Raw genomic sequence first — 24601 nt, 5'->3', positions numbered from 1 at the left:
CGTCCTTTCGGACGCACAAAGGACGCTCTACCTCTTTTAATCTCCGCATCGTGCTTTCCGAAAATCGATTCCGATTTTCGGGCCGATGCGGGCCGTCAGAATGTCGGCGGCGTATTGACCCATAAAAGCACGGTTTCGCCGTCGTGGCGATTGCGCCAGGAATGGTAGCGGCGGCTCTCGAAATAGAGTGAATCACCCGGGCCGAGATCGAAGAACTGATCGCTGTCGAGCACCAGTTCGAGCCGGCCGGAAAGAACATGCATGAATTCCTCGCCCTCGTGGCGATAGGCGCCCTCGCTGGCAGCCCCCGGCGCCAGCACGAAACGATGGCAATCCATCATCCTGCGGCCTTCGGCGAGAAGCTGCACCGCAACGCCGGGCGTCGTTTCCGGCCAGCTGCGCCACTCCCCGGCGCGCACCAGCGCCGGCACCTCATCGCTTTCCTCGCCGGAAAGGCGGGAGACCGTGGTGCCGTAATATTCGGCAAGATCGTGCAGCGTCTTGAAGCTGACGCCCTGTGAGGTGCGCTCCAGCGTCGAGAGCGTCGAAGCGGTGATGCCTATATCGCCGGCCACCTGATCCAGCGTCTTGCCGCTCGCATGGCGCAGGCTGCGCAGCTTGCGGCCGAGGCCTGTGCCCTGGCCTGCCTCGGCGCCATCGGCCGATGGCTCCTCGCCTTCCAGCGCTTCGCGGATGGCTGCAGGATTGAGACCACGCTCGACCCGATACCAGGAGATGCGCTTCAGCCGCGCCACATCATCGGCGCTGTATTGCCGATGACCGGTCTGCGAACGGCCGGGAACGAGCAGACCCTGGCTTTCCCAGAGCCGCAGCGTCGAGGCCGAAACGCCGGCCAGCCGTGCGGCTTCCGCCACCTTGTAGCGTACCGGCCCGTTCTCGTTCATCCGAAAATATCCCCGATTCCAACGCCCGTGAGCATTTATCAAAACCCGTGATGTTTGAAGCAAAAAATCCCGCTTGTTTTCTTGCAGGAAAAATGTAGGAGTTTTCTACACAGCTTGCAGAACTTATGCAAGATAATTCAAAAACCTTCAACGCAGGAGCGGATCGATGCCCACGACAAGCCCTACCGACCGGAAGAACGCCGCGATTTCCCGCGGTGTCGGCATGACGACCCAGATTTATGCCGATCGCGCAGAGAATGCCGAGATCTGGGACAAGGAGGGCCGCCGCTATATCGATTTCGCCGCCGGCATCGCCGTTCTCAACACCGGCCACCGCCATCCCCGGGTGATCGCGGCGGTCAAGGAGCAGCTCGATCATTTCACCCATACCTGCCATCAGGTGGTGCCCTATGAGAACTACGTCAGCCTTGCCGAACGGCTGAACGCGCTTGTGCCTGGTGACTTCGCGAAGAAGACGATCTTCGTCACGACAGGGGCCGAAGCCGTTGAAAATGCCGTGAAAATCGCGCGTGCCGCGACCGGCCGCTCGGCCGTCATCGCCTTCGGCGGCGGCTTCCATGGCCGCACCTTCATGGGCATGGCGCTGACCGGCAAGGTCGTGCCCTACAAGGTCGGCTTCGGCGCAATGCCGGGCGATGTCTTCCATGTTCCCTTCCCGGTCGAACTGCACGGCGTCACCGCCGATCAGTCGCTTGCAGCGCTGAAGAAGCTCTTCGCCGCCGATGTCGATCCGCAGCGCGTCGCAGCCATCATCCTCGAGCCGGTGCAGGGCGAAGGCGGTTTTTACCCGGCGCCGGCCGCCTTCATGAAGGCGCTGCGCGAGCTCTGCGACCAGCACGGCATCCTGTTGATCGCCGACGAGGTGCAGACCGGTTTTGCCCGCACCGGCAGAATGTTCGCGATGGATCATCACGAGGTGGCGGCGGATCTCACGACGATGGCGAAAAGCCTTGCCGGCGGTTTCCCGCTTGCCGCCGTCACCGGTCGCGCCGAAATCATGGACGCGCCGGGACCGGGCGGGCTCGGCGGCACCTATGGCGGTAATCCGCTCGGAATCGCCGCCGCCCATGCCGTCCTCGACGTCATCAAGGATGAGGATCTCTGCAACCGCGCTAACCAGCTCGGCGGACGGTTGAAGCAGCGGCTGGAATCGTTGCGCGAGGCGGTGCCGGAGATCGTCGATATCCGCGGACCGGGCTTCATGAACGCCGTCGAATTCAACGACCGGAAGACGGGATTGCCGAGTGCCGACCTCGCCAACCGGGTGCGGCTGATCGCGCTCGACAAGGGGCTGATCCTGCTCACCTGCGGTGTCCACGGCAACGTTATCCGCTTCCTCGCGCCGATCACCATCCAAGACGAGGTACTCGGCGAGGCGCTCGACATTCTCGAAGCCTCGATGCTGGAAGCGACTGCGGGCAAGTGACCGCACCGGAACCCGCATTCCACGGCTGCCGGCGCCGGCAGCCGCGTTCCCAATGAGGATATGACATGCCTTTCACCACCGCACTGACGAAACACGTTCCCTTTTCTTCTCCCTTGCTGCGCGACGCCGGCTACATCAACGGCGCCTGGACCTCAGGCAATGCCACTGGGACTTTCGACGTGCTCAACCCGGCAACGGGAGAATTGCTCGCCTCGCTGCCCGATATGGGCGCTGCCGAGACGCGGAGCGCGATCGATGCGGCCCATGCCGCCCAGCCGGCCTGGGCTGCCCGCCCGGCCAAGGAGCGCAGCGTCATCCTGCGCAAATGGTTCGACCTGATGGTCGCCAATGCCGACGAACTCGCGGCGATCCTGACGGCCGAAATGGGCAAGCCGTTCGCAGAAGCGCGCGGCGAGATTCTTTATGCCGCCGCCTATATCGAATGGTATGCGGAAGAGGCCAAACGCATTTACGGCGAGACGATCCCCGCGCCTTCCAACGATAAGCGCATGATCGTCATCAAGCAGCCGGTCGGCGTCGTCGGCACGATCACGCCGTGGAATTTCCCGGCGGCGATGATCGCCCGCAAGATCGCCCCTGCGCTTGCCGTCGGCTGCACCGTCGTGTCGAAGCCCGCCGAACAGACGCCGCTGACGGCGATCGCCCTTGCCGTGCTCGCCGAACAGGCCGGCATTCCGGCCGGCGTCTTCAACCTCATTGTCGGCATCGACGGCCCGGCGATCGGCCGCGAGCTCTGCGGCAATGACAAGGTGCGCAAGATCAGCTTCACCGGGTCGACGGAGGTCGGCCGCATCCTGATGCGGCAGTGCGCCGACCAGATCAAGAAGGTCAGCCTGGAACTCGGCGGCAACGCGCCGTTCATCGTCTTCGAGGATGCCGATCTCGACGCCGCCGTCGAAGGTGCGATCGCCTCCAAATACCGCAATGCCGGCCAGACCTGCGTTTGCGCCAACCGCCTCTACATCCAGTCGAGCGTCTATGACGCCTTCGCGGCCAAGCTTGCCGCCAGGGTCGCCGCAATGCCGGTCGGCGACGGCTTCCAGGCCGGCGTCGAGATCGGGCCGCTGATCGACGAGCAGGGCCTTGCCAAGGTGGAAGACCATGTCGGCGACGCGCTTGCCAAGGGCGCCAAGGTGCTGACCGGCGGTAAGCGCATCGACGGCGCCGGCACCTTCTTTGCCCCGACGGTGCTGACCGGCGTGACCCGCGGCATGACGGTGGCGCGCGAGGAAACCTTCGGGCCGGTGGCGCCGCTCTTCCGTTTCGAGACGGCCGAGGACGTCATCGCTCAGGCCAATGATACGGAATTCGGCCTGGCCGCCTATTTCTTTGCCGGTGACCTGAAGAAAGTCTGGCGGGTGGCGGAAGCGCTGGAATACGGCATGATCGGCATCAATACCGGGCTGATGTCGTCGGAGACGGCGCCTTTCGGCGGCATCAAACAATCCGGCCTCGGCCGCGAGGGCTCACGCCACGGCGCCGACGATTATCTGGAACTGAAATATCTCTGCATCGGCGGCGTCTGATCCGCCGTCGCACGGAATCAGGCACGCGGCCGAATGCCGCGTGCCGTCAATAATGCGGCGGCCGGGTAATTGCCGGGGCTTCCAGCGACTGCTCCTCCAGCGACAGGAAGCGTTCGGTCAGCCGGTCGAGCTTGGTGCGCATCTGCTCGACGAGCTTCCATTGTTCGGCGAGCTGATCGGAAAGCTCCTCGATCGTCTTTGCCTGATAGGCCAGCATTTCCTCCAGCCGGGTGATGCGGTTGGTCTCGTCGGACATCGAACCTCCTTTGCCGACACCGGCAGAACAGATGGTTCTCCCAAAGCGGAAATAGGCCACCGCGTCAATGCTTTCGAGGGCGGTCGCGCCCACGCGCAAAACCGAACCGTTTGGTTACTGAAAGACCTTGCCGTGCCTGATGTTGTGGGGTAGGCCCTATCCATCAGGGAGGAATACTGATGGATGCAGGCAACGGCTTTCTTCATCCGGACCGGCTCTTTCCGGCCGATCCGGCAACACGGACGATCGCGCGAGACCTCTACGAGACGGTGCGCAATCTTCCGATCGTCAGCCCGCACGGCCATACCGAACCGTCCTGGTTTGCCGACGACAAGCCCTTCGAAGACGCGGCCTCGCTGCTGGTCATTCCCGATCACTACCTTTTCCGGATGCTGCACAGCGTCGGCGTGACGCTGGACGAACTCGGCGTTCCCAGGCTGGACGGCAAGCCGGTGGCAACGGGGCGCGCGATCTGGCGGACCTTTGCCGCGCATTACCATCTCTTCCGCGGCACGCCTTCGAGCCTCTGGGTCGACCATGCGATGTCGGCCGTGCTCGGCTGCACCGAGCCGCTGACAGCAGACAATGCCGATGCGCTCTACGACCATATCAATGCCCAGCTCGCCCGTCCCGAATTCCGGCCGCGGGCACTGCATCAGCGATTCGGCATCGAAACGATCGCGACCACCGAAGGCGCGCTCGACCCGCTTGTCCATCACCAGAAGATGGCGGCCGATGGCTGGATCGGCAAGGTGCGCACCACCTACCGGCCGGACAGCGTCACCGATCCGGACGCCGTCGGCTTCCGCGACAATCTCGTCAAATTCGGAGAGATCACCGGCGCCGATGTGACGCGCTGGGACGGGCTGATCGAGGCGCATCGGCGCCGGCGCGCCTATTTCCGCCAGTTCGGCGCCACCGCGACCGATCACGGCGTACCGAGCGCCTTCACCGCCGATCTGCCGCTTGCGGAAAAACAGGCGCTGCTCGACAGGGCGCTGAAGGGGCCGCTCTCGGCTGCCGATGCAGAGCTTTTCCGCGGCCAGATGATGACCGAGATGGCCGGACTTTCGGCCGAGGACGGCATGGTGATGCAGATCCATGCCGGCTCGCGGCGCAACACCGACAGCGGGCTGTTTGCGACGCGTGGCCCCAATATGGGCGCCGATATCCCGACCCGCACGGACTGGGTCGGCGGCCTGAATGCGCTGCTTTCAAAATACGGACATGCGCCGGGGCTGCGGGTGCTGCTCTTCACGCTCGACGAGACGACCTATGCCCGGGAACTGGCGCCGATGGCCGGCCATTGGCCCTGCCTGATGATCGGACCGCCCTGGTGGTTCCACGACAGCCCGCTCGGTATTCGCCGCTATCTCGACCAGGTGGTGGAAACGGCTGGCTTCGCCAATATGGCGGGCTTCAACGACGATACGCGCGCACTGCTTTCGATCCCGGCGCGCCATGACGTCTGGCGCCGCGAAGTCTGCCGCTTCCTCGCCCAGCTCGCTGCCGAGCACCGGCTTTCCAAGAGGGAGGCCGAGATCGTGGCGGGCGAACTCTCCTATGGCAATGCGAAGAAGGCCTATAAGCTGTGACCGAACGACTGCAGACCCTTTCCGGCCTCGCCCCGACGGCGAAGCTTCCCGCCTATGACCGCAGCCGGCTGAAAAGCGGCATCCTGCATCTGGGCCCCGGCGCCTTCTTCCGCGCGCATTTCGCGCCGTTCACCGATGGCGCGCTCGCCGCCGCAGGCGGTGACTGGGGTATCGAGGTGGCGAGCCTGCGCACACCCGATGTAGCCGACAATCTGAGCGCCCAGAACGGGCTCTATACGACGTTGATCCGCGACACCTCGGGCACGACGGCTGAGGTGATCGGCTCGATCCTGAAGGCGCATGTGGCGCCGCGCGACCCGGCCGGCCTGCTGGCGCGGCTCGAAGATCCCGCGATCCGCATCGTCAGCATGACCGTGACGGAAAAGGCCTATGGTTTCGATCCGGCAACCGGCGGCCTCGACCTGAAACATCCCGATATCGTCGCCGACCTCGCCAACCGGCATGCGCCGCGCGGCGTCATCGGCTACCTGGTGGAAGGCCTTGCGCGCCGCCGGCAGAAGGGGATCGCCCCCTTTACACCGCTCAGCTGCGACAACCTGCCCAGCAACGGCGCCGTCCTGAGACGCCTCGTGCTCGAATTCACCTCTCGCATCGATGCCGATCTGCATGACTGGATCGAAGCGAACGTGCCCTTCCCGTCGACGATGGTCGACCGCATCACCCCGGCCAGTACCGACGCGACCTATGCCGATGCCGAGCGGCTGACGGCGCGCGCGGATATGGCGGCGATCGAGACGGAGCCCTTTACGCAATGGGTCATCGAAGATCATTTCGCCGATGGCCGTCCGGCCTGGGAAAAGGTGCGCGGCGCGCTGATGGTCGAAGACGTCTCGGCCTATGAGAAGATGAAACTCCGGATGCTGAACGGCGCCCATTCGCTGCTTGCTTATCTCGGTTATATCGGCGGCTATGAATTCATCCGCGACGTGATGGACGATGCCGCCCTGGCAGCCTTGGCCTACCGCCACATGCATGCGGCGGCGAGAACGCTCGATCCGGTCCCCGGCATCGATCTCGACGACTATGCCAACGAATTGATAGCACGCTTTGCAAATAAGGCGATCGCGCATCGCACCTATCAGATCGCCATGGACGGCACCCAGAAACTACCGCAGCGGCTGCTGGAACCGGCATGTGAGGCGCTGGCGCATGGCGACAGGGCGGAAACCTATGCGATCGCGGTGGCCGCCTGGATGCGCTATGCGCTGGGCGAACACGGCAATGGCGAGCGTTACGAGCTACGCGATCCCCGGGCCGCGGAAATCGCCGCGCTGATTGCCGATGTCCCACGCACAGGGCCGGCGATTTCGGCGGCGCTGTTTACCCTTCCCGGATTGTTCCCGGCGGCTTTGACCGGGCACCGGGCCTGGACGCAGGATGTGTCTGACAAGTTGGAAATTCTGATCCAGGACGATCGGCTGCCGTTGTTTTGAGGTTTTCTAACAGAGAGGGTACGCCGTGTGAGCCCCCCTCTGCCCTGCCGGGCATCTCCCCCACAGGTGGGGAGATTGGCTGGGCTCACTGGCTTCCCCAAACAACTGGCGTCACAGCCCGGCGAAACGATAGACGGGTGCGAAGGTTTGGCCACTTGCGATCTCCCCACCTGTGGGGGAGATGCCCGGCAGGGGGGGGGCGGGCACGGCACACCCTCTCCTCCTAAAACCATATCCTCGGAGCGCTCAACGCACCGTAAAATCAACCCATCAAGCCTTCACCCGCAGCATATCCGGATCGTAAAGCGGCGCCAGCGACACCTTGCAGGGGATGCGTTCCCTGGCGACGTCGAGCTCGTAACTGCCGGAGAGGATGAAATCCTCGGTGACGCCATCGGGATTGCGGACATAGCCGTAGCCGATCGGTTTGCCGAGCGTATAACCGAAGCCGCCGCTCGACAGCCAGCCGACGCGTTTGCCGTCGCGATAGATGGTTTCGCGGCCGAGCAGCACGATATCGGGATCGTCGGGCACGAAGCAGGCAAGGCGCTTCTTCACCCCGTCTGCGAGCTGGCGCTCGATCGCCTCGCGGCCGCGGAAGGGAATGTTCTTCCTGATCTTCACCGCCCAGCCGAGGCCAGCTTCGGCTGGCGTGTGATCAGGACCGATATCGGAGCCCCAGGCGCGATAGCCCTTTTCCAGGCGGCAGCTCTCGATGGCGCGGTAGCCGGCATTGACGAGACCGAACTCGCCGCCTGATGCCATCAGCACGTCATAGACCGTGGTCGCGTATTCGATGGGAATATGCAGTTCGTAGCCGAGCTCGCCGACATAGGTGATGCGCAGCGCCCGCACCGGGCAGCCCGATATGCCGATGGTTCTGACCTGACCGACGGGGAAGGCCGCGTTCGAGACATCGCTGCCGGTCACCTTTTCCAGCACCGCGCGTGCATTCGGTCCCATCAGCGACAGCACGGAATAGGCCGAGGTGACGTCGACCAGCTCGGCATGCATCTCCGCCGGAATATTGCGGGCGATCCAGTTGAAGTCATGGGTGGCGAAACCGGTGCCGGTGACGATGTAATATTCGTCCTCGGCGATGCGGGCGACGGTCAGGTCGCATTCGATGCCGCCCTTGTCGTTCAGCATCTGCGTATAAATGAGCGAGCCCACCGGTTTTGCGACGTCGTTGGAGGCGATCCAGGAGAGAGCCGCCTCGGCATCCCTGCCCTTCAGCACGAATTTGGCGAAGGAGGTCTGGTCGAAGATGACGGCCGCCTCGCGCACTGCCCTGTGCTCGCGGCCGACGGCGTCGAACCAGTTCTGCCTGCCGTAGCTGTAGACATCCTTCGGCTCCTCATTGGCGAAGAGATCGGCGAACCAGTTCGGCCGCTCCCAGCCGAGCTTTTCGCCGAAACAGGCGCCCTGCGCCTTCAGCCGGTCGTAGAGCGGCGACTTGCGGCAGGGGCGGCCGCTCGCATATTCCTCGAAGGGGAAGGCCAGCGTGTAGTGTTTGCCATAGGCTTCCAGCGTGCGTGTGCGCACCCAGTCGGTGTCGAAATGCGGGCGGCCGAAGCGGCGGATGTCGACCGGCCAAAGATCATAGGGCGGCTCGCCCTTCGTTACCCATTCGGCGAGCGCCATGCCGGCACCGCCGGCCGAGGCGATGCCGAAAGCGTTGAAACCGGCGCCGACGAAGAAATTCTTCAGTTCCGGCGCCTCGCCGAGAATGAAGTTGCCGTCAGGCGTGAAACTTTCCGGGCCGTTCAGCAGCTGCTTGACGCCGACATTTTCCAGTGCCGGAACGCGGCCGAGCGCCTGTTCCATGATCTGTTCGAAATGGTCGAAATTGCTGTCCAGCAGCGTGTAGTGGAAACCTTCGGGGATACCTTGCTTTGCCCAGGGAATGGGATTGGGCTCATAGCCGCCCATGACGATGCCGCCGACCTCCTCCTTGTAATAGGTCAGGCGATCGGGATCGCGCAGGGTCGGCAGGTTGGAGGGCACCCCGAAAGATTCGGTGATGATATATTGATGCTCGACCGAGACCAGCGGCACGTTGACGCCGAAGCGGGCAGCGAAGGCGCGCGTCCATTGACCGGCGCAGACGACGACCCGCTCGCATTCGATACGGCCCTCAGCGGTCACGACGGCACGGATCTTCCCCTTGTCGATTTCGAGGTCGAGAACTTCGGTATCCTCGAAGATCGAAACGCCCGACAGGCGGGCGCCCTTTGCCAGCGCCTGGGTGATGTCGGAGGGATTGGCCTGGCCGTCTGTCGGAAGGAAGGCGGCGCCGACGAGATCGTCTGTATTCATCAGCGGCCAGAGATCGAAGGCCTCCTGCGGCGTCAGCAACTGCATGTCGAGCCCGAAGGACTGGGCGGTGGTCGCCTGGCGTTTGACTTCCGTCCAGCGTTCCTCGTTGCAGGCAAGGCGCAGGCCGCCATTCATTTTCCAGCCGGTGCCGAGGCCGGTTTCCGCCTCCAGCCGCTTGTAGAGATCGACGGAATAACCGAGCAGCTGGGTGATGTTGGCGCTGGTGCGCAGCTGGCCGACGAGGCCGGCGGCATGGAAGGTCGTGCCCGAGGTCAGCTTCTTGCGTTCGAGCAGCACAGTATCGGTCCAGCCGAGCTTGCCGAGATGATAGGCTGTCGAGCAGCCGATGATGCCGCCGCCGATGATCACGGCTTTTGCCGTCTTCGGTAATTGTCTCGTCATTTATCGATCCTGTTCAAAGGCTTGGTAGGCGCGCTCGAAGCGCGCCAGATTTTCGGCCGTATAGGCGGCGTAATCGAAATCGATGGTGGAATGGATTTCCGAAATCATGCTCCAGAGCGTCTCGCGCAGCAGCGAGGCGCATTTCATCGCGCTATAGCGGCGGCCGAGATCATCGGTGAGCGGCCCGTCGAAATAGCTCTCCAGCATCGCGCGCTCGGCCGCTTGCGAAAATTCGTTGTTGGAGGCCAGTCCGCCGAGATCGAACAGAGGCGTATTGAAACCGGCATAGTCCCAGTCGATGAGCCAGAGCCGCTTTCCGTCGTCGAGAAAATTGGCGGCGAGCAAGTCATTGTGGCCGAAAGCGATCTCGAACGGCCCTGCCGCTTGTTCCAGTGCTTCGGCCTTGGCGATCAGCGCCGGCAGCAGCGGCACATAGGGGCTGCCGGACTCCTTCAGACTGGCGGCGTAATCGCGGATGACGTGGAAGACCCAGAAGATCATCGCCTGGCCGCGGAAATGCCGGGCGATATCATGGTGGCAGGCGCGCACCAGGGACAAGACCCGGGCCAGCATATCACGCGCCCTGATATCCTCCGGCGAAAGCGCCCTCGCCTCGATATAGTCGAGCACCAGCACACCGGGCGAATGGTGGATGACGGCGGGCGATAGGCCCGCTGCATGGGCGGCATAACTTGCGGCAAGCTCGTTCTGCCGGCTGATGTGATGGATGGGGATATCGGTGCCGAGTCTCACCACACAGCGCGCCACGGCATCGCTGACCAGATAGTTCCGGTTGGTAATGCCGCCTGAGATCGGCGAAATTTCGATCGGGCCCTGCCAGATGCCGAGCGCATGAATCCTATCTTCAGGCGTCATGCTATCCCCATCCCCGCCTCATCATCGAAATGATGGGGCAGAGGAAGATCGGCTGTCAAGCGGAGCGGTCAGATCGTCTTGCCCGAGGCATCGAAGACGTGGCAGCGGGCCGGATCGAAGAAGGTGGTGACGTTGGTGCCGCGCTCGACCTTCTGCTGACCGTCGAGGGCGATAGTGAGCAACTGGCCATCCGGCGTCGTGGTGTAGAGCATGGTGGCGCCGCCGAGATTTTCGACGAGATCGACGTTGACGCTCGAGAGCGTGATGGCGCCGCCGGTCAGGGACAGATGCTCGGGGCGGATGCCGAAGGTGACTGCCTCACCGGCTTCGCCCTTCAGCCGGCGCGGCAGGCGGACGGAATTGCCGCAGACATGAATGCTGGTTTCCGTCTCGCCGACCTGTTCGATGCGGGCCTTCAGAAAATTCATCTTCGGGCTGCCGATGAAGCCGGCAACGAAACGGTTGGCCGGGTTATTGTAGAGATCGAGCGGCGCGCCGACCTGCTCGATGCGGCCGGAATTCAGCACCACGATCTTGTCGGCCATGGTCATGGCTTCGACCTGGTCATGGGTGACATAGATCATCGTGTTGCCGAGGCTGCGGTGCAGGCGGGAGATCTCGACACGCATCTGCACGCGCAATTCGGCATCGAGGTTGGACAGCGGTTCGTCGAACAGGAAGATGCGCGGCTCGCGCACGATGGCGCGGCCGATGGCGACACGCTGGCGCTGGCCGCCGGAGAGCGCCTTCGGCTTGCGCTCCAGCAGCTTCTCGATTTGTAGGATCTCGGCGGCACGCTTCACCTTCGGCTGAATATCGGCCTTCTTGTAACCGGCCGTCTCCAGGCCGAAGGCGAGGTTCTTGTAGACCGACATATGTGGATAAAGCGCATAGGACTGGAAGACCATGGCGATGCCGCGCTTGGCCGGCGCCACCTCGTTCATGCGCTCGCTGTCGAGCAGCAACGCGCCGCCTGATATTTCCTCAAGACCGGCGATCATACGCAGAAGCGTGGATTTTCCGCAGCCGGAGGGACCGACGAAAACGACGAATTCGCCGGGATCGATTGTCAGGTCGATGCCATGGATCACATCCAGCGAGCCGTAGCGCTTCTCGACCTTCTGAAGAACGACACTGGTTGCCATCTTCTCAAAACCCTCTCGTTTTATTTATCGGTTACTTCGTTCTTGCGCGCCAGTCGGCGTATTTCGGACTGTCCGGGCCGACCGGCAACGGCACTTCGGCGCCGCTGTCGGAGGACTGGTAGATGGCGGTCACGAGTTCCAGTGCCCGGCGGGCATCCACCGTCGTCACCGGCAGCGGCCCCTGGCCGCTGAGGAAGGCGTGGAACTGGCCCATCTGGGTGGTGAAACGCGGCGCGACCGGCTGCCAGTCGGCAATCACCCGGTCGATCTTCTGCCGCACATCGTCATTGGCAGCGATGATCTTCCAGGGGTCCTTGCCCGGCGTATAGGGCTCGTGGCTGCTTTCGAAGGTGACATTCTCGAAGTGCAGCCTCAGCCGGCTCAATTGTTCCTGCGAACCCAGCGTGCAGGACAGCGAGACAACGGCGCCGTTTTCCATCAGCAGGCTGGCGGAGGCGCAATCCTCGACCTCGATATCGTTGACGCGGGTGGCGACACGGCCGAAGACCCTTGCCGCTGGCCCCAGCAGATGCATCATCATGTCGTGCAGATGCAGCGCATGGGTGACGAGCACGCCGCCGAGCTCCGTCGCCCATTTGCCGCGCCAGGGCACGGCGTAATATTCCGGCTTGCGCAGCCAGAAGGTTTCGACCGAAGCCGTATAGGCTTTGCCGGCAATACCGGCATCGATGATGCGCTTGGCCTTCTGGATGCCGTCGCCATAGCGATATTGGAAGATCGGCATCAGTACGCCAGGGGCCGCCTTTTCCGCTTCCATGATGGTATCGACGCCGGCAAGCGAGCCGGTCAGCGGTTTTTCGCAGACGACATGTTTACCGGCAGCGAGCGCTGCAACCACCTGTTCGAGATGGATGCCGGGCGGGGTGCAGATATCGACGATGTCGATCGTGTCGTCGGCCAAGAGCTCGGCAAAGGAGGTGGTGCGGCGTTCGATGCCGAATTCGTCGCCGACGGAAGCCAGGCGCTCAACGTTCAGGTCGCAGATCGCCACGACCTTGAACTTGTCGGAATGCGGCAGATAACCCTCGACGATATGCGAGCGGCCGATGCCGCAGCCGACGATCGCGACCGTCTTGATGCTCATGTCACTCTTTCCCATTGCCGCCATCAACGCTTCATGCCCGTCGTGGCGATGCCCTCGATCAGCAGGCGCTGGAAGAACAGGAAGAAGAAGAACACCGGCACGAGCGTCAGGGTCGACATGGCGAAGAGGCCGCCCCAATCCGATGCACTAGTGGAATCGACGAAGGTGCGCAGGCCGAGCTGGATCGTGTAGGTATTCATGTCGTTCAGGTAGATCAGCGGACCGAAGAAATCGTCCCAGGTCCAGATGAAGGAGAAGATGGCGGCCGTCGCCAGAACCGGCAGCGACAGCGGCAGCATGATCTTCCAGTAGATGCGCCAGGCGCTGCAGCCATCCATCATGGCGGCTTCGTCGAGTTCGCGCGGGATGCCGCGGAAGAATTGCACCATGAGGAAAATGAAGAAGGCGTCGCTTGCCAGGAACTTCGGCACGACCAGCGGCAGGATGGTGTTCACCCAACCGAGATCGAGGAAGAGCACATATTGCGGGATCAGCGTCACATGGTAGGGGATCATCAGCGTGCCGAGCATGATCGCGAACCAGAAGTTCCGGCCGGCAAAACGCAGCCGCGCAAAGGCGAAGGCCGTCAGCGAACAGGCGATGACATTGCCCGTCACGACAAGCAGCGAAATGACGAGCGAATTCCAGAAGAACCGGCCGAAGCTGACGTCCAGGCCGACCCAGCCGCGTGCATAGGAGGAGAAATCGATCGACGAAGGGATGAGCGAGGTCGACGAAAAGATCTCGGTTTCCGGCCTGACCGATGCCGAAACCATCCACAGCAGCGGATAGAGCATGAGAAGCGAAGCGGCGATCAGCAAGGCGTGGATGACGAGCGAGGCCGGCAGGCTGCGTTTGGTGATATCGGATGGCGGCCTGGCCGCAGTGACGGAAGCGGTCATCTCAGTCATCGTAGTGCACCCAGTAACGCGAGGTCAGGAAGGAGAAAGCGGTGAAAACGGCGATGATCAGCACCAGGATCCAGGCGAGCGCCGAGGCATAACCCATGCGGAAATTGCCGAAGGCTTCCTGATAGAGATAGAGCGTGTAAAACAGCGTCGAATTGATCGGCCCGCCGGTGCCGCCTGATATGATGAAGGCCGGCGTGAATGCCTTGAAGGCGTCGATCGTCTGGACCACGGCGTTGAAGAAGATGACGGGTGTGAGCAGCGGCAAGGTGATCTTGTAGAATTGCCGGAATTTCGAGGCGCCGTCGAGGCTCGCGGCCTCATACATATCCTGTGGGATCTGGCGTAGGCCGGCCAGGAAAATGATCATCGGCGAGCCGAACTGCCAGACGGACAGCGCCACCAGCGTGTAAATCGAATAGTTCGGATGCGAGATCCAGCTCGGACCTTCGATGCCGAAATGCGAGAGCGCGGCATTGACGAGGCCGTCACTGGCGAAAAGCTGCCGCCAGAGCACGGCGATCGCCACGCTGCCGCCGAGCAGCGACGGCAGATAGAAGATGGCACGATAGATCGGCAGCCCACGCAGGCCGCGATTCAAAGCCATGGCGACCAGCAAGGCGAAAGTCAGTTTGAACGGCACCGAGAAGACCACATAAGTCAGGGTGACGTGCATGGCAGCCGAGAATTTCGGATCCGCCGTGGCGATGCGCACGTAATTCGCCATTCCCACCCACCGCGGCGACTGCAGCATGTCGAAGTCGGTGAAGGAGAGATAGAGCGAAATCAGGGCCGGCCCGAGCGTCAGCCCGAAAAAGCCGACGAGCCATGGCAGCAGGAAGAGATAGCCGGGAGCATTGGCATTCCACAGACGCTTGAGGCGTCCTTCGGCCACGGCCCCCTGATATCTTTCCACGGATATGGCCCCTGCGGGCGTGCGCATCGCATTGCTCATACGGGATCAGCCTCGTGCGAGAATTCGCGTGATTTCGTCGACAAGCTGCTTGCCGCCATCGGAGGGAGACAGCTGTCCGAAGGCAACCTGCTCGGCGATGTTACGGAGAATGAGGGTACCTTCGCCTGCACCGGTCGGCGGAGGGGGCGGCAGCGGGCCGGCGAGATCGCCGAGCCCGGCGACATAGGCAAGCGGAACCTTGCCGGTTTCGTCGAGCTTGGCGGCGACGACATCTCGCATTGCCTTTGATTCAGGAATGCCGCGTTCGACGTCGAGGATTACCGCGGCATCCGGATTTTTGACGAAGAAGTTGACGTAGTCGACCGCCTGATCCATCACCTTCGACTGCGCCGAGACCGAGAAGAACATCGAAGGCTTGCGGTAATGGCCACCCTTGGAGTCCGGGGTAATGCGCATATAGTTGGTAAGGGCCAGCTTGTCCTTGACCATGGCCTGGTAACCGACGAACTGGTTGCTGTGTGCGTAATCGCAGGCAGCCTTACCGACGGTGAGCGGACTGGTATCGATCGTATCCTTGTACAGAGCCTGGATATCAGGTGTAACGCAAGCTCTAGCTTCGCGGAACTTCGCCCACATATCGAACCATTCAGTAGCTTCCTCAGGACCGAAAGCGATCTTTGAGTCCGCAGTGTAGAGCGCCTTGCCGCGTTGGCGGAGGTAGTTTTCGAGGGCCGGTTCGACGCCACTGCCGTCGGCAAAGCCGAAGTAACCCTTGCGCTTACCGGCTTTGGTCATCTCGGCACCGATCTTGCCGAATTCTTCCCATGTTGTCTTCTGCGTCGGCATATCGATGCCGGCTTCCTTGAAGGCCACCGTGTTCAACACTGTTGCAGCCGAGTTGGCGCCGAGACTGACACCATAGAGATGGCCATCGACCTTGCCGCCTTCGATCTGCGCAGGGTCGAAATCCTCGAGCTGCAGCTTCGACGGCATGTAGGATTCCAGTGGGGCGAGGGCGCCGCGCCGGGCATATTCAACAATATAACGGTAGTCCATCTGGATAATGTCAGGGGCATTACGGCCAGCGACTTGGGTTGCAAGGCGTGGCCAATAATCGGCCCATCCAAGAAATTCACCGGTGATGGCAGTGCCGGCATTCTTAGTTTTGTAAAGCTCCGACACCTTGTTGGTGCGGTCGGCGCGCGGCTGCGAGCCCCACCACAGGAGACGCAGGCGCGTTTCCTGTGCCATGGCGCTGGTTCCAAGCGCCGAGAGCGACAGAAGTGCCGCACTTCCCGCAACGAAATTACGTCTGCTTACACGTAGAGTCATTTTTTCCTCCTCCAAAGGGAAGCGCCTCCACACGCTTCCAAACTAGTTTTACTTGCGCAAATAACTAATTGGTTACAAGCTACGGGCAAAGCGGCAAGCGTGTCAAGCGGTGTGTCGGCTCGCGAGCCAGCCTTCAAATTCGGTTTTTACAATTTCGCACCGAAGGCTTATGAGCGCAACACGTGACGACGGAGGGTGGAGCGGTGAACGACAGCGGGGGGAATGCGGACAGGAAACGGCCTCGACGTCCGTCTCAGGAGCGGACGAGCCAACGTGATCCGGAGCGGACACGCGCCGCAATCCTGGAAGCGGCCACCCGGGAGTTTGCCGAAAACGGCATGGGCGGGGCGCGCGTCGACGCCATCGCCGAGCGCGCCGGCACCAACAAGCGCATGCTCTATCACTATTTCGGCGACAAGGAGCAGCTTTACCTCAAGGTGCTCGAAGAGGCCTATGTCGGCATCCGCACGGCCGAGCGGGCGCTTCATATCGGCGACCGCAGCCCGGAGGAAGGCATCGGCGAACTGGCGCTCTTCACCTGGCGCTATTTCCTCCAGCACCCGGAATTCCTGAGCCTGCTCGGCACGGAAAACCTGCACCGCGCCCGCTGGCTGCGCCAGTCCGTGCGCCTCAAGGAGCTGCATTCGCACCTGATCGGCGAGCTTTCCGAAGTGCTGGAACAAGGAAAGAAGCAGGGCGTCTTCATCGAGACCGCCGATCCCCTGAACGTCTACCTGACGATCGCCTCGCTCGGCTATTTCTACCTATCCAACCAGTACACGCTTTCGACAATCTTCGGCCGCGACCTGATCGAGCCGACCCATCTCAACGCCTGGGAAAGGCATATCGTCCACGTGACGCTCGCGTCGATCAAGCGCTGACTTTCGAATGTCGGATTTGACTCTTGACAGGCTCGCCGCTCTTCTGCCATCAAGTAACTGTTTAGTTACCGGCTTGGGAGGGCCGGGCCGGATGCCCGCTCCCCGCCGCAAAAGATTCCAGGGAGGAAAAAATGGCACGCTTGGGGATCATCTTGCACGGCGTCACCGGCCGCATGGGTTACAATCAGCACCTGGTGCGTTCGATCCTCGCCTTCCGCGACCAGGGCGGCATTACGCTGAAATCGGGCGAGAAACTCGAGATCGACCCGATCATCGTCGGCCGCAACGGCGCCAAGATGGAGGAGCTGGCGAAGAAGCATAACATCAAGCGCTGGTCGACCGATCTCGACGCCGCTCTCGCCAATCCTGACGACACGATCTTCTTCGATGCCGGCACGACGCTGATGCGCGCCGAACTTCTGTCCAAGGCGCTCGATGCGGGTAAACACGTCTATTGCGAAAAGCCGATTTCCGACGATCTGCAGGTGGCGATCGATCTCGCCCGCAAGGCGCGGCGCTCCGAGCTGAAGCACGGCGTCGTGCAGGACAAGCTCTTCCTGCCCGGTCTGCGCAAACTGGCACTGCTCAGAGATTCCGGCTTCTTCGGCAAGATCCTCTCGGTGCGCGGCGAATTCGGCTATTGGGTCTTCGAAGGCGATTGGGGCGTGCCGGCCCAGCGCCCCTCCTGGAATTACCGCAAGGGCGATGGCGGCGGCATCATCCTCGACATGCTCTGCCACTGGCGCTACGTGCTCGACAATCTGTTCGGCGAGGTCAAGGCCGTCTCCTGCGTCGGCGCGACGCATATTCCCCAGCGCATCGACGAGCAGGGCAAGCCCTATGACTGCGACACGGACGATGCGGCCTATGCGACTTTCGAGCTGGAAGGCGGGGCCATCGCGCAGATCAACTCCTCCTGGGCCGTTCGCGTGCGCCGCGACGACCTCGTCACCTTCCAGGTCGACGGCACGCATGGCTCTGCCGTCGCCGGCCTGACGAAATGCTGGAGCCAGCACCGCGTCAACACGCCGAAGCCGGTGTGGAACCCCGACCAGCCGCAGACGATCGACTTCTACAAGACCTGGGATGAGGTTCCGGATACCCAGGCCTTCGACAACGGCTTCAAGGCGCAGTGGGAAATGTTCATCCGTCATGTCGTCGAAGATGCGCCGTGGCCCTACGGCCTGGAAGCCGGCGCCAAGGGCGTGCAGCTTGCCGAACTCGGCCTGAAATCCTGGGCCGAACGCCGCTGGCTCGATGTCCCCGCACTGGAGTTTTGAGCCGTGACGACGATCAATCTCCCCCTCGACGACAAGATCGTCCCGTATACGCTGACCGGCACGCCGATCGAACTGAAGAAGCGGGACGCCAAGGCCTTTCCGCGCATTGCCTTTGCCGCCGCCCATGTGGTCGCCGACCCGCTCGCCGACAACGATCCCTGGCTGACGCCGGCGATCGACTGGGAGCGGACGCTCGCATTCCGCCATCGGCTCTGGGATCTCGGCCTCGGTGTTGCCGAAGCGATGGATACGGCACAACGCGGCATGGGCCTCGGCTGGCCTGAGGCGCGCGACCTTATCCGCCGGGTGCTTGCCGAAGCCGCCGGACGCAACGACGCGCTGATCGCCTGCGGCGCCGGCACCGACCACCTAGTGCCTGGACCCGACGTGACCATCGACACCATCCTCAAGGCCTATGAGGAGCAGATCGAAACGGTGGAGGCAGCCGGCGGCCGCATCATCCTGATGGCGAGCCGGGCGCTTGCCGTCACGGCCAAGGGGCCGGACGACTATGTCAGGGTCTATGACCGCATCCTTCGCCAGGTCAAGGAACCCGTCATCATCCACTGGCTGGGCGAAATGTTCGACCCGGCGCTTGAGGGCTATTGGGGCAATGGCGACCACCTGAAGGCCATGGAAACCTGCCTTGAGGTGATCGAAGCCAATGCCGCCAAGGTCGACGGCATCAAGATCTCGCTGCTTTCCAAGGAGAAGGAAGTGACCATGCGCCGGCAACTGCCGAAAGGCGTGCGCATGTATACCGGCGACGACTTCAACTATGCCGAACTGATTGCCGGCGACGAAGAGGGGCATTCCGACGCACTGCTCGGTATTTTCGATGCGATCGCGCCGGCAGCGTCGGCAGCGCTCGACGCGCTCGGCCGCAAGAGCAATCACGAATTCTTCGACCTGCTTGAGCCGACCGTGCCGCTGTCGCGCCACATCTTCAAGGCGCCGACCCGCTTCTACAAGACCGGCGTCGTCTTCCTCGCCTATCTCAACGGGTTGCAGGACCATTTCACCATGGTCGGCGGCCAGCAGAGCACCCGCTCGCTGACGCATCTGGCCGAACTCTTCCGGCTGGCCGACAAGGCGCGGGTCCTGGCCGATCCCGAACTTGCTGCAAGCCGCATGCGTCAGGTGCTCGCCGTCCACGGCGTCAACTGAAGCGCGCAGTTCGGAATGGGAGGAGAATGAAATGCAGGTCGAAGGACTTTCGATCAATCTGGCGACAATCCGCGAGCAATGCGGCTTTGCCGAGGCCGTCGATATCTGCCTGAAGCACGGCATCACCTCGATCGCGCCCTGGCGCGACCAGGTCGCCAAGATCGGTCTCGACGAGGCGGTGCGGATCGTCAAATCGAACGGCATAAAGCTGACCGGGCTTTGCCGCGGCGGCTTCTTTCCGGCGGCAAGCGAGGCCGACTGGCAGAAGAACCTTGACGACAACAGGCGTGCGATCGACGAGGCGGCAGCCTTGGCCGCCGATTGCCTCGTGCTCGTCGTCGGCGGCCTGCCGGGCGCTTCGAAGGATATCGTCGCGGCTCGCCAGATGGTGTTCGACGGCATTGCCGCCGTGCTGCCGCATGCGCAGGCTGCGGGCGTGAAGCTCGCGATCGAACCGCTGCATCCGATGTATGCCGCCGACCGGGCCTGCGTGAACACGCTCGGCCAGGCGCTGGATATGTGCGAGCCGCTCGGCGAGGATGTCGGCGTTGCCATCGATGTCTATCATGTCTGGTGGGACCCCGACCTCGCCGGTCAGATTGCCCGCGCCGGCCGGATGAAACGCATCTTCGCCCATCACATCTGCGACTGGCTGGCGCCGACCAAGGACATGCTGCTCGACCGCGGCATGATGGGCGATGGCGTCATCGATCTCAAAGGCATAAGACGGATGATCGAGGCTGCCGGGTTCTTCGGGGCGCAGGAGGTGGAGATCTTTTCGGCCGAAAACTGGTGGAAGCGTCCGGCCGACGAGGTAATCGCCACCTGCGTCGAGCGCTTCCGAAGCTGCTGCCAGATCTGATTTCAGTATTTGTTTCATCACGTGCGAAGGAGATCATCCGATGGAGAAACGCCGTTTTGCCCTGATCGGCACCGGAAACCGCGGCACCACCATGTGGGGCAAGGACCTGCTTGCCGGCTGGCGCGAACATGTCGACCTCACCGCCATCGTCGAAAAGAATTCGCTGCGCGGCGAGCGCGCCCGCAACATGATCGGCAGCAATGCGCCGCTCTACGACAATATCGATTCCATGCTTGCCGAGCAGAGGCCGGATCTCGCCATCGTCTGCACACCCGACCATACGCATGACGATATCATCGTGCGGGCGCTGGAATCCGGCATCGATGTCATCACCGAAAAGCCGATGACCACCTCGATCGAGAAAATTCGCCGGATTCTCGACGCCGAAAAGCGCACCGGCCGCCGGGTCGACGTCTCCTTCAACTATCGCTATGCGCCGACGGCCGCGAAAATCAAGGAACTGCTGAATGCCGGCGAGATCGGCCGGGTGACCTCAGTCGATTTTCACTGGTATCTCAACACCAAACACGGCGCCGATTATTTCCGCCGTTGGCATGCCTATACGGAAAATTCCGGCAGCCTGTTCGTTCACAAGGCCACCCACCATTTCGATCTGCTGAACTGGTATCTCGACAGCGATCCGGAAGCCGTCACCTCGTTTGCCGACCTGCAGAACTACGGCCGCAAGGGGCCGTTCCGCGGCCCCCGCTGCAAGCTCTGTCCGCACGCTCATGAATGCGACTACTATCTCGATCTCGAAAAGGATCCCTTCCTCGATCAGCTCTACGAAGACCCCTCAGAGATCGACGGCTATTTCCGCGACGGCTGCGTTTTCCGCGAAGACATCGATATTCCCGATACGATGGTCGTTTCCATCCGCTACCGGAACAACGTCCATGTCTCCTATTCGTTGAATACTTTCCAGCCGATCGAGGGCCATCACCTGGCCTTCAACGGAACGAAAGGCCGTATCGAAATCCGCCAGTACGAGGCTCAGCCCTGGGAAGAGCCGAAGCAGGATACGATCCTGCTCATCCGCAATTTCCCGAATGGCAAGGAAGCTGTCGAACGCATCGTCGTGCCGCATTTCACCGGCGGCCATTACGGCGGCGACGACCGGATGCGCAACATGATCTTCAAGCCCGACACGGAAGACAGGCTTGGCCAGCGTGCCGGCACGCGGGCGGGCGCCATGTCCGTGCTCTGCGGCATTGCGGCGCTGACGAGCTCGCGCACGGGCAAGGTGGTCGAGATTGCCGAACTGATGCCCGAGCTTGCCAATGACGGTTCGCCCAATTCCTTGAAAACGCCGCGCTGACCTCAGGGCCGGCGCGACGCTTCAGGCGATGTTTTCGAGATTTTCACGGCTGATCCCGTAGAGCAGCGGCCGGCCGGTCGCAAAACGCTCGACCTCATCCGCCGCCATCGCGCCGAGACGTGCCCGTTCCAGGCCGATGGCGCCGGCGATGTGCGGTGTCAGGAAAACATTCGGCAGATCGTAGAAGACCGAACCTGGGTCTGGAATCTCCGGATCGGTCACATCGATAACAGCGTCGATGCGGCCGGTCTTCAGCTCCGAAAGCAAGGCGGCCTCATCGATGAGAATGCCGCGCGCGGTGTTGATGAGAGTCGCCCCGTCCTTCATCAGCGACAGTCTTCGCGCATCGATCATATGCTGCGTCGAGGGCAGTGACGGCGCATGCAGGGAAACGATATCGGCTCGCCGCATCAACTCGTCGAGGTCGACCTTCTCCGCCCCCAATCGCGCGGCCTCGGCGGCATCGAGCATGGGATCGAACAGCAGCAACCTGTAGTCAAAGGGTTTCAAGAGTTCGATCACCCGCCGGCCGATGCGCGAGGCGCCGATAATGCCGAGGGTTCGGCCGTAGTTTCCGATCGCTTCGCGCTGCATCGGATAGGTCCGATCGCGGTCGCGGTCGGCGACGTAGAGATCGCGGAAACGGAAGGCGCGTTTGCCGGCGAAGAGGATCGCAGCCAGCGTGAATTCGGCAACCGGCACGGCGTTGGCCTCGGCCGCGTGGCTGACCGCTATGCCGGCATCGAAGATGGAGTCATCAATGATGCCCTTGACCGTGCCCGCGGCATGGACGACGAGGCGCAGCCGCGGCGCGGCAGCGGGAATCTCAGGCCCGACATAGGGCGCACCCCAGCCGGTGATCAGGATCTCCGCTTCGGAAAGCAGGCGTCTTGCCCGCGCGTCGTCCAACCGCTGCAGCGGCTCGGGGTCGAGCAGGCGACCGATCGTATCGAGCCGGCGCAGGATCTCATCGGGCAGGACATGCTCCGTGCGCGACGGCTCCATGGCAAGGACGATCGCCGGACGGCTCATGGCATCTGCCCCGGCGCTTCGATGGCGCTGACGGTCACGCCCTTTTCCCGCACCAGGGCCTCCAGCGCCGCAAGGTCGGGTGCCTGCGGCGGCCGCTTCCAGGCCGACGAAACGGCAGCGGGATCGTCAAGTGCCAGCACCGCCGTCACCAGAATGGTTTCGCCGGCCGGAATCTGACCCCGCAGCTGCGGCACGATGGTTTTGGCAAAGATCACATTGGTGTTGGGCTGCGCCTTCTGCGCCAGCCCCGCGCGCTTGACCGAGGAACCGAGATCCAGAATGCCGGTGAAATCGGCTTCACCGATCGCATAGGCTGCCCCCTCCGAAGCCGACAGCCTATCCTGCTCGAAATCGCGGCGGCCGATGGCAAAGCCGCCTTCGGCAATCCGCAGCGGCCGGCCCGACCTGATCCGGTGAAGGCGGATATGCCAGGGGGCCGCGGGCACGAGCCAGGTTTCGACTTCGGCATCGGGGAAGGGCGACCATTTCGAATGAAGCACATCCCCCGCGAGCCGGGCCTCCTCATTCGTTTCACGCACGCGGTAGTGCAGGCCGTCATCGCTGAAAGCCAGCATCGAATCGAAGGCGGCCAGCGCAAAGCCGCGCTCATCCGACTCGACGCTGAAGCCATAACGGGCCGAATATGCGAATTTTGCGTATTTCTCGGTGCCGAAGCGCATCTGCAGGTTTTCCTGGCCGGAAGATAGCGCCACGACGTCACCGCCCGCCCGCATGATCACCATGCCGGGATGGCGCTGCGGGACGGCTGCTGACGACGGCTCCGGCGCCTTCTCCTCAGCGGTCCAGAACGGATGATCCTGCGGGATCGCCAGCGGCAGAAAGGCCTTCAACGCCCAGTAGGGCGAGCCGGCGGAGTTGTAGCTCTCCGACATCAAGAGGTTCGGATAGCCGAAACCGATCGACAGCACGCCGTCACGATCGGCGATCGGCTTGTCCCTCCACCAGCGCAGATGCTGCAGGCAGAGATGCTTGACCTCGCCCCAGGGCAGAGCCTCGAGATCGGCAAAGGCGAGCGCCGACCAGAAGCCGGCGCAGGCGAAGCGATAGGTCAGGCTGCGGCCGAATGGAATCGTTGCGCCATCGGCGGCAAACCAGTGGCGGAAATCCCGGGCGAACAGGATCGCCCGCTCGCGGTAGCGCTTGGCGTAATCGTCATCGACGAGCTTCGAATAGATCAGCCCATAGAAATGCATGGCGAAGGGAATGTAGTGATCGATGCGGCGCACACTGCCGTCGCGATACCAGCCGTCGCCGATATAGAAGCCTTCGAGTTCCTGCAAATATTGCCGCGTCAGGTTGCGATCGAAATCGGCGCCGAGGCGATCGAGGGCGATGTCGACGAAGATGCGGAAGAATTTCCAGTTGTTGTCGGCATAGTCGAATTGCCTGGCATGTTTGAGATAGGCGATGACATTGCCGCGGGCGCGCTGATCGAGTGGTTCCCAGATCTTTTCCGGCACCAGCGCCAGGGCAAAACCGAGAGCGGCAAGTTCGACCATGCGCTGATCTCGGCCATTGACCGTTCCCCAATATTCGGGATGGGCGGGATCGGTGCCGTTTGCGAGGCCTTCGGCAAAACGATGCCAATGGGCGAAGTCGCCGCCGCCGGCGCCGAGCGGCGCCAATCCCCAGAGCGGACGGGCGAAACCTTCGAGATCGGCTGCCGCCCGGTCGAAATGGGCGGCGGCGCCGCTCAGCCTGACGCGGGCATTGCTTTTCGAAAAACAGGCAAGCAGCGGATCGAAGAGATCAAGCAGGGCCCGGCTCATATCGGCACGGGCTTCCAGCGGATTGCCGGCGAGCGGGTTGGCGCTGGCGGGATCATAGGTCATC

Annotated in this window: 20 protein-coding genes; 9 read left to right on the top strand and 11 right to left on the bottom strand. The window is 62.6% G+C overall.

The annotated features are described in order from the left end of the window. Nucleotides 1–95: 95 nt before the first annotated feature. Nucleotides 96–905 (bottom strand): MerR family transcriptional regulator, encoded by an 810-nt coding sequence (locus RHEC894_RS00495; RefSeq protein ID WP_085735485.1) that lies wholly within the window; start codon nt 903–905, stop codon nt 96–98. A gap of 166 nt (nt 906–1071) precedes the next feature. On the opposite strand from RHEC894_RS00495, the gene RHEC894_RS00490 reads away from it, so the two are divergent. After that, the gene (locus tag RHEC894_RS00490) at nt 1072–2352 is read left to right on the top strand and encodes a 4-aminobutyrate--2-oxoglutarate transaminase (protein ID WP_085735484.1); all 1281 of its coding nucleotides are present in this window, start codon (nt 1072–1074) and stop codon (nt 2350–2352) included. A 65-nt stretch (nt 2353–2417) separates the two neighbouring features. Beyond that, nucleotides 2418–3899: an NAD-dependent succinate-semialdehyde dehydrogenase gene (locus RHEC894_RS00485; RefSeq protein ID WP_085735482.1), complete on the top strand. Its 1482-nt coding sequence runs from the start codon at nt 2418–2420 to the stop codon at nt 3897–3899. Nucleotides 3900–3945: 46 nt separating this feature from the next. Here the strand turns inward: RHEC894_RS00485 and RHEC894_RS00480 are convergent, their stop codons facing one another. After that, nucleotides 3946–4155 (bottom strand): SlyX family protein, encoded by a 210-nt coding sequence (locus tag RHEC894_RS00480; protein ID WP_085738803.1) that lies wholly within the window; start codon nt 4153–4155, stop codon nt 3946–3948. Nucleotides 4156–4334: 179 nt separating this feature from the next. Here RHEC894_RS00480 and uxaC point away from each other — a divergent pair, with 179 nt between their 5' ends. Both uxaC and RHEC894_RS00470 read left to right on the top strand, forming a co-directional pair. After that, nucleotides 4335–5750: a glucuronate isomerase gene (gene uxaC, locus RHEC894_RS00475; RefSeq protein WP_085735480.1), complete on the top strand. Its 1416-nt coding sequence runs from the start codon at nt 4335–4337 to the stop codon at nt 5748–5750. Further along, complete coding sequence (locus tag RHEC894_RS00470) at nt 5747–7204, top strand: mannitol dehydrogenase family protein (protein ID WP_085735478.1); 1458 nt, start codon at nt 5747–5749, stop codon at nt 7202–7204. Before uxaC ends, RHEC894_RS00470 begins: the two co-directional genes overlap by 4 nt. Nucleotides 7205–7474: 270 nt before the next feature. Here the strand turns inward: RHEC894_RS00470 and RHEC894_RS00465 are convergent, their stop codons facing one another. From RHEC894_RS00465 to RHEC894_RS00435, 7 genes are all read right to left on the bottom strand, one after another. Continuing rightward, nucleotides 7475–9925, bottom strand: coding sequence for an FAD-dependent oxidoreductase (locus tag RHEC894_RS00465; RefSeq protein ID WP_085735476.1), 2451 nt, complete (start codon nt 9923–9925; stop codon nt 7475–7477). After that, a complete protein-coding gene (locus RHEC894_RS00460) occupies nt 9926–10801 on the bottom strand; it encodes a phosphotransferase (protein WP_010069236.1) in 876 nt (291 codons plus the stop codon). It lies immediately after the preceding gene. A gap of 68 nt (nt 10802–10869) precedes the next feature. Then, nucleotides 10870–11946 carry a sn-glycerol-3-phosphate ABC transporter ATP-binding protein UgpC gene (gene ugpC / locus RHEC894_RS00455; RefSeq protein ID WP_085735474.1) on the bottom strand — a complete coding sequence of 359 codons (1077 nt, stop codon included), beginning with the start codon at nt 11944–11946 and terminating at the stop codon, nt 10870–10872. Between the two features lie 31 nt (nt 11947–11977). Then, on the bottom strand, nt 11978–13075 hold the full coding sequence (locus RHEC894_RS00450; protein WP_206427887.1) for a Gfo/Idh/MocA family oxidoreductase: 1098 nt from the start codon (nt 13073–13075) through the stop codon (nt 11978–11980). Beyond that, a complete protein-coding gene (locus RHEC894_RS00445) occupies nt 13075–13953 on the bottom strand; it encodes a carbohydrate ABC transporter permease (RefSeq protein ID WP_085735470.1) in 879 nt (292 codons plus the stop codon). Before RHEC894_RS00445 ends, RHEC894_RS00450 begins: the two co-directional genes overlap by 1 nt. A 1-nt stretch (nt 13954) precedes the next feature. Beyond that, on the bottom strand, nt 13955–14914 hold the full coding sequence (locus RHEC894_RS00440) for a sugar ABC transporter permease (protein WP_085735466.1): 960 nt from the start codon (nt 14912–14914) through the stop codon (nt 13955–13957). A gap of 6 nt (nt 14915–14920) precedes the next feature. Next, a complete protein-coding gene (locus RHEC894_RS00435; RefSeq protein ID WP_085735464.1) occupies nt 14921–16207 on the bottom strand; it encodes an extracellular solute-binding protein in 1287 nt (428 codons plus the stop codon). 203 nt (nt 16208–16410) lie between these two features. Here RHEC894_RS00435 and RHEC894_RS00430 point away from each other — a divergent pair, with 203 nt between their 5' ends. From RHEC894_RS00430 to RHEC894_RS00410, 5 genes are all read left to right on the top strand, one after another. Continuing rightward, on the top strand, nt 16411–17088 hold the full coding sequence (locus RHEC894_RS00430; protein ID WP_085735462.1) for a TetR/AcrR family transcriptional regulator: 678 nt from the start codon (nt 16411–16413) through the stop codon (nt 17086–17088). A 131-nt stretch (nt 17089–17219) separates the two neighbouring features. After that, a complete protein-coding gene (locus RHEC894_RS00425) occupies nt 17220–18368 on the top strand; it encodes a Gfo/Idh/MocA family oxidoreductase (RefSeq protein ID WP_085735461.1) in 1149 nt (382 codons plus the stop codon). A 3-nt stretch (nt 18369–18371) separates the two neighbouring features. Beyond that, on the top strand, nt 18372–19535 hold the full coding sequence (locus tag RHEC894_RS00420; protein WP_085735459.1) for a dihydrodipicolinate synthase family protein: 1164 nt from the start codon (nt 18372–18374) through the stop codon (nt 19533–19535). A gap of 31 nt (nt 19536–19566) precedes the next feature. After that, nucleotides 19567–20397, top strand: a complete 831-nt coding sequence (locus RHEC894_RS00415) for a sugar phosphate isomerase/epimerase family protein (RefSeq protein WP_085735457.1) — start codon at nt 19567–19569, stop codon at nt 20395–20397. 40 nt (nt 20398–20437) lie between these two features. Next, entirely contained in the window at nt 20438–21715 is a 1278-nt protein-coding gene (locus RHEC894_RS00410) for a Gfo/Idh/MocA family oxidoreductase (protein WP_085735456.1), read from the top strand. Nucleotides 21716–21736: 21 nt separating this feature from the next. On the opposite strand, the gene RHEC894_RS00405 is transcribed toward RHEC894_RS00410, so the two are convergent. Next, entirely contained in the window at nt 21737–22747 is a 1011-nt protein-coding gene (locus RHEC894_RS00405; RefSeq protein WP_085735454.1) for a hydroxyacid dehydrogenase, read from the bottom strand. After that, complete coding sequence (locus tag RHEC894_RS00400; protein ID WP_085735452.1) at nt 22744–24600, bottom strand: DUF2264 domain-containing protein; 1857 nt, start codon at nt 24598–24600, stop codon at nt 22744–22746. Before RHEC894_RS00400 ends, RHEC894_RS00405 begins: the two co-directional genes overlap by 4 nt. Nucleotide 24601 lies beyond the last annotated feature (1 nt).

Source organism: Rhizobium sp. CIAT894, assembly GCF_000172795.2.
Lineage (GTDB): Bacteria > Pseudomonadota > Alphaproteobacteria > Rhizobiales > Rhizobiaceae > Rhizobium.
The sequence above is the reverse complement of the archived record's forward strand: the minus strand, read 5'-3'. Positions and strand labels throughout refer to the sequence as shown.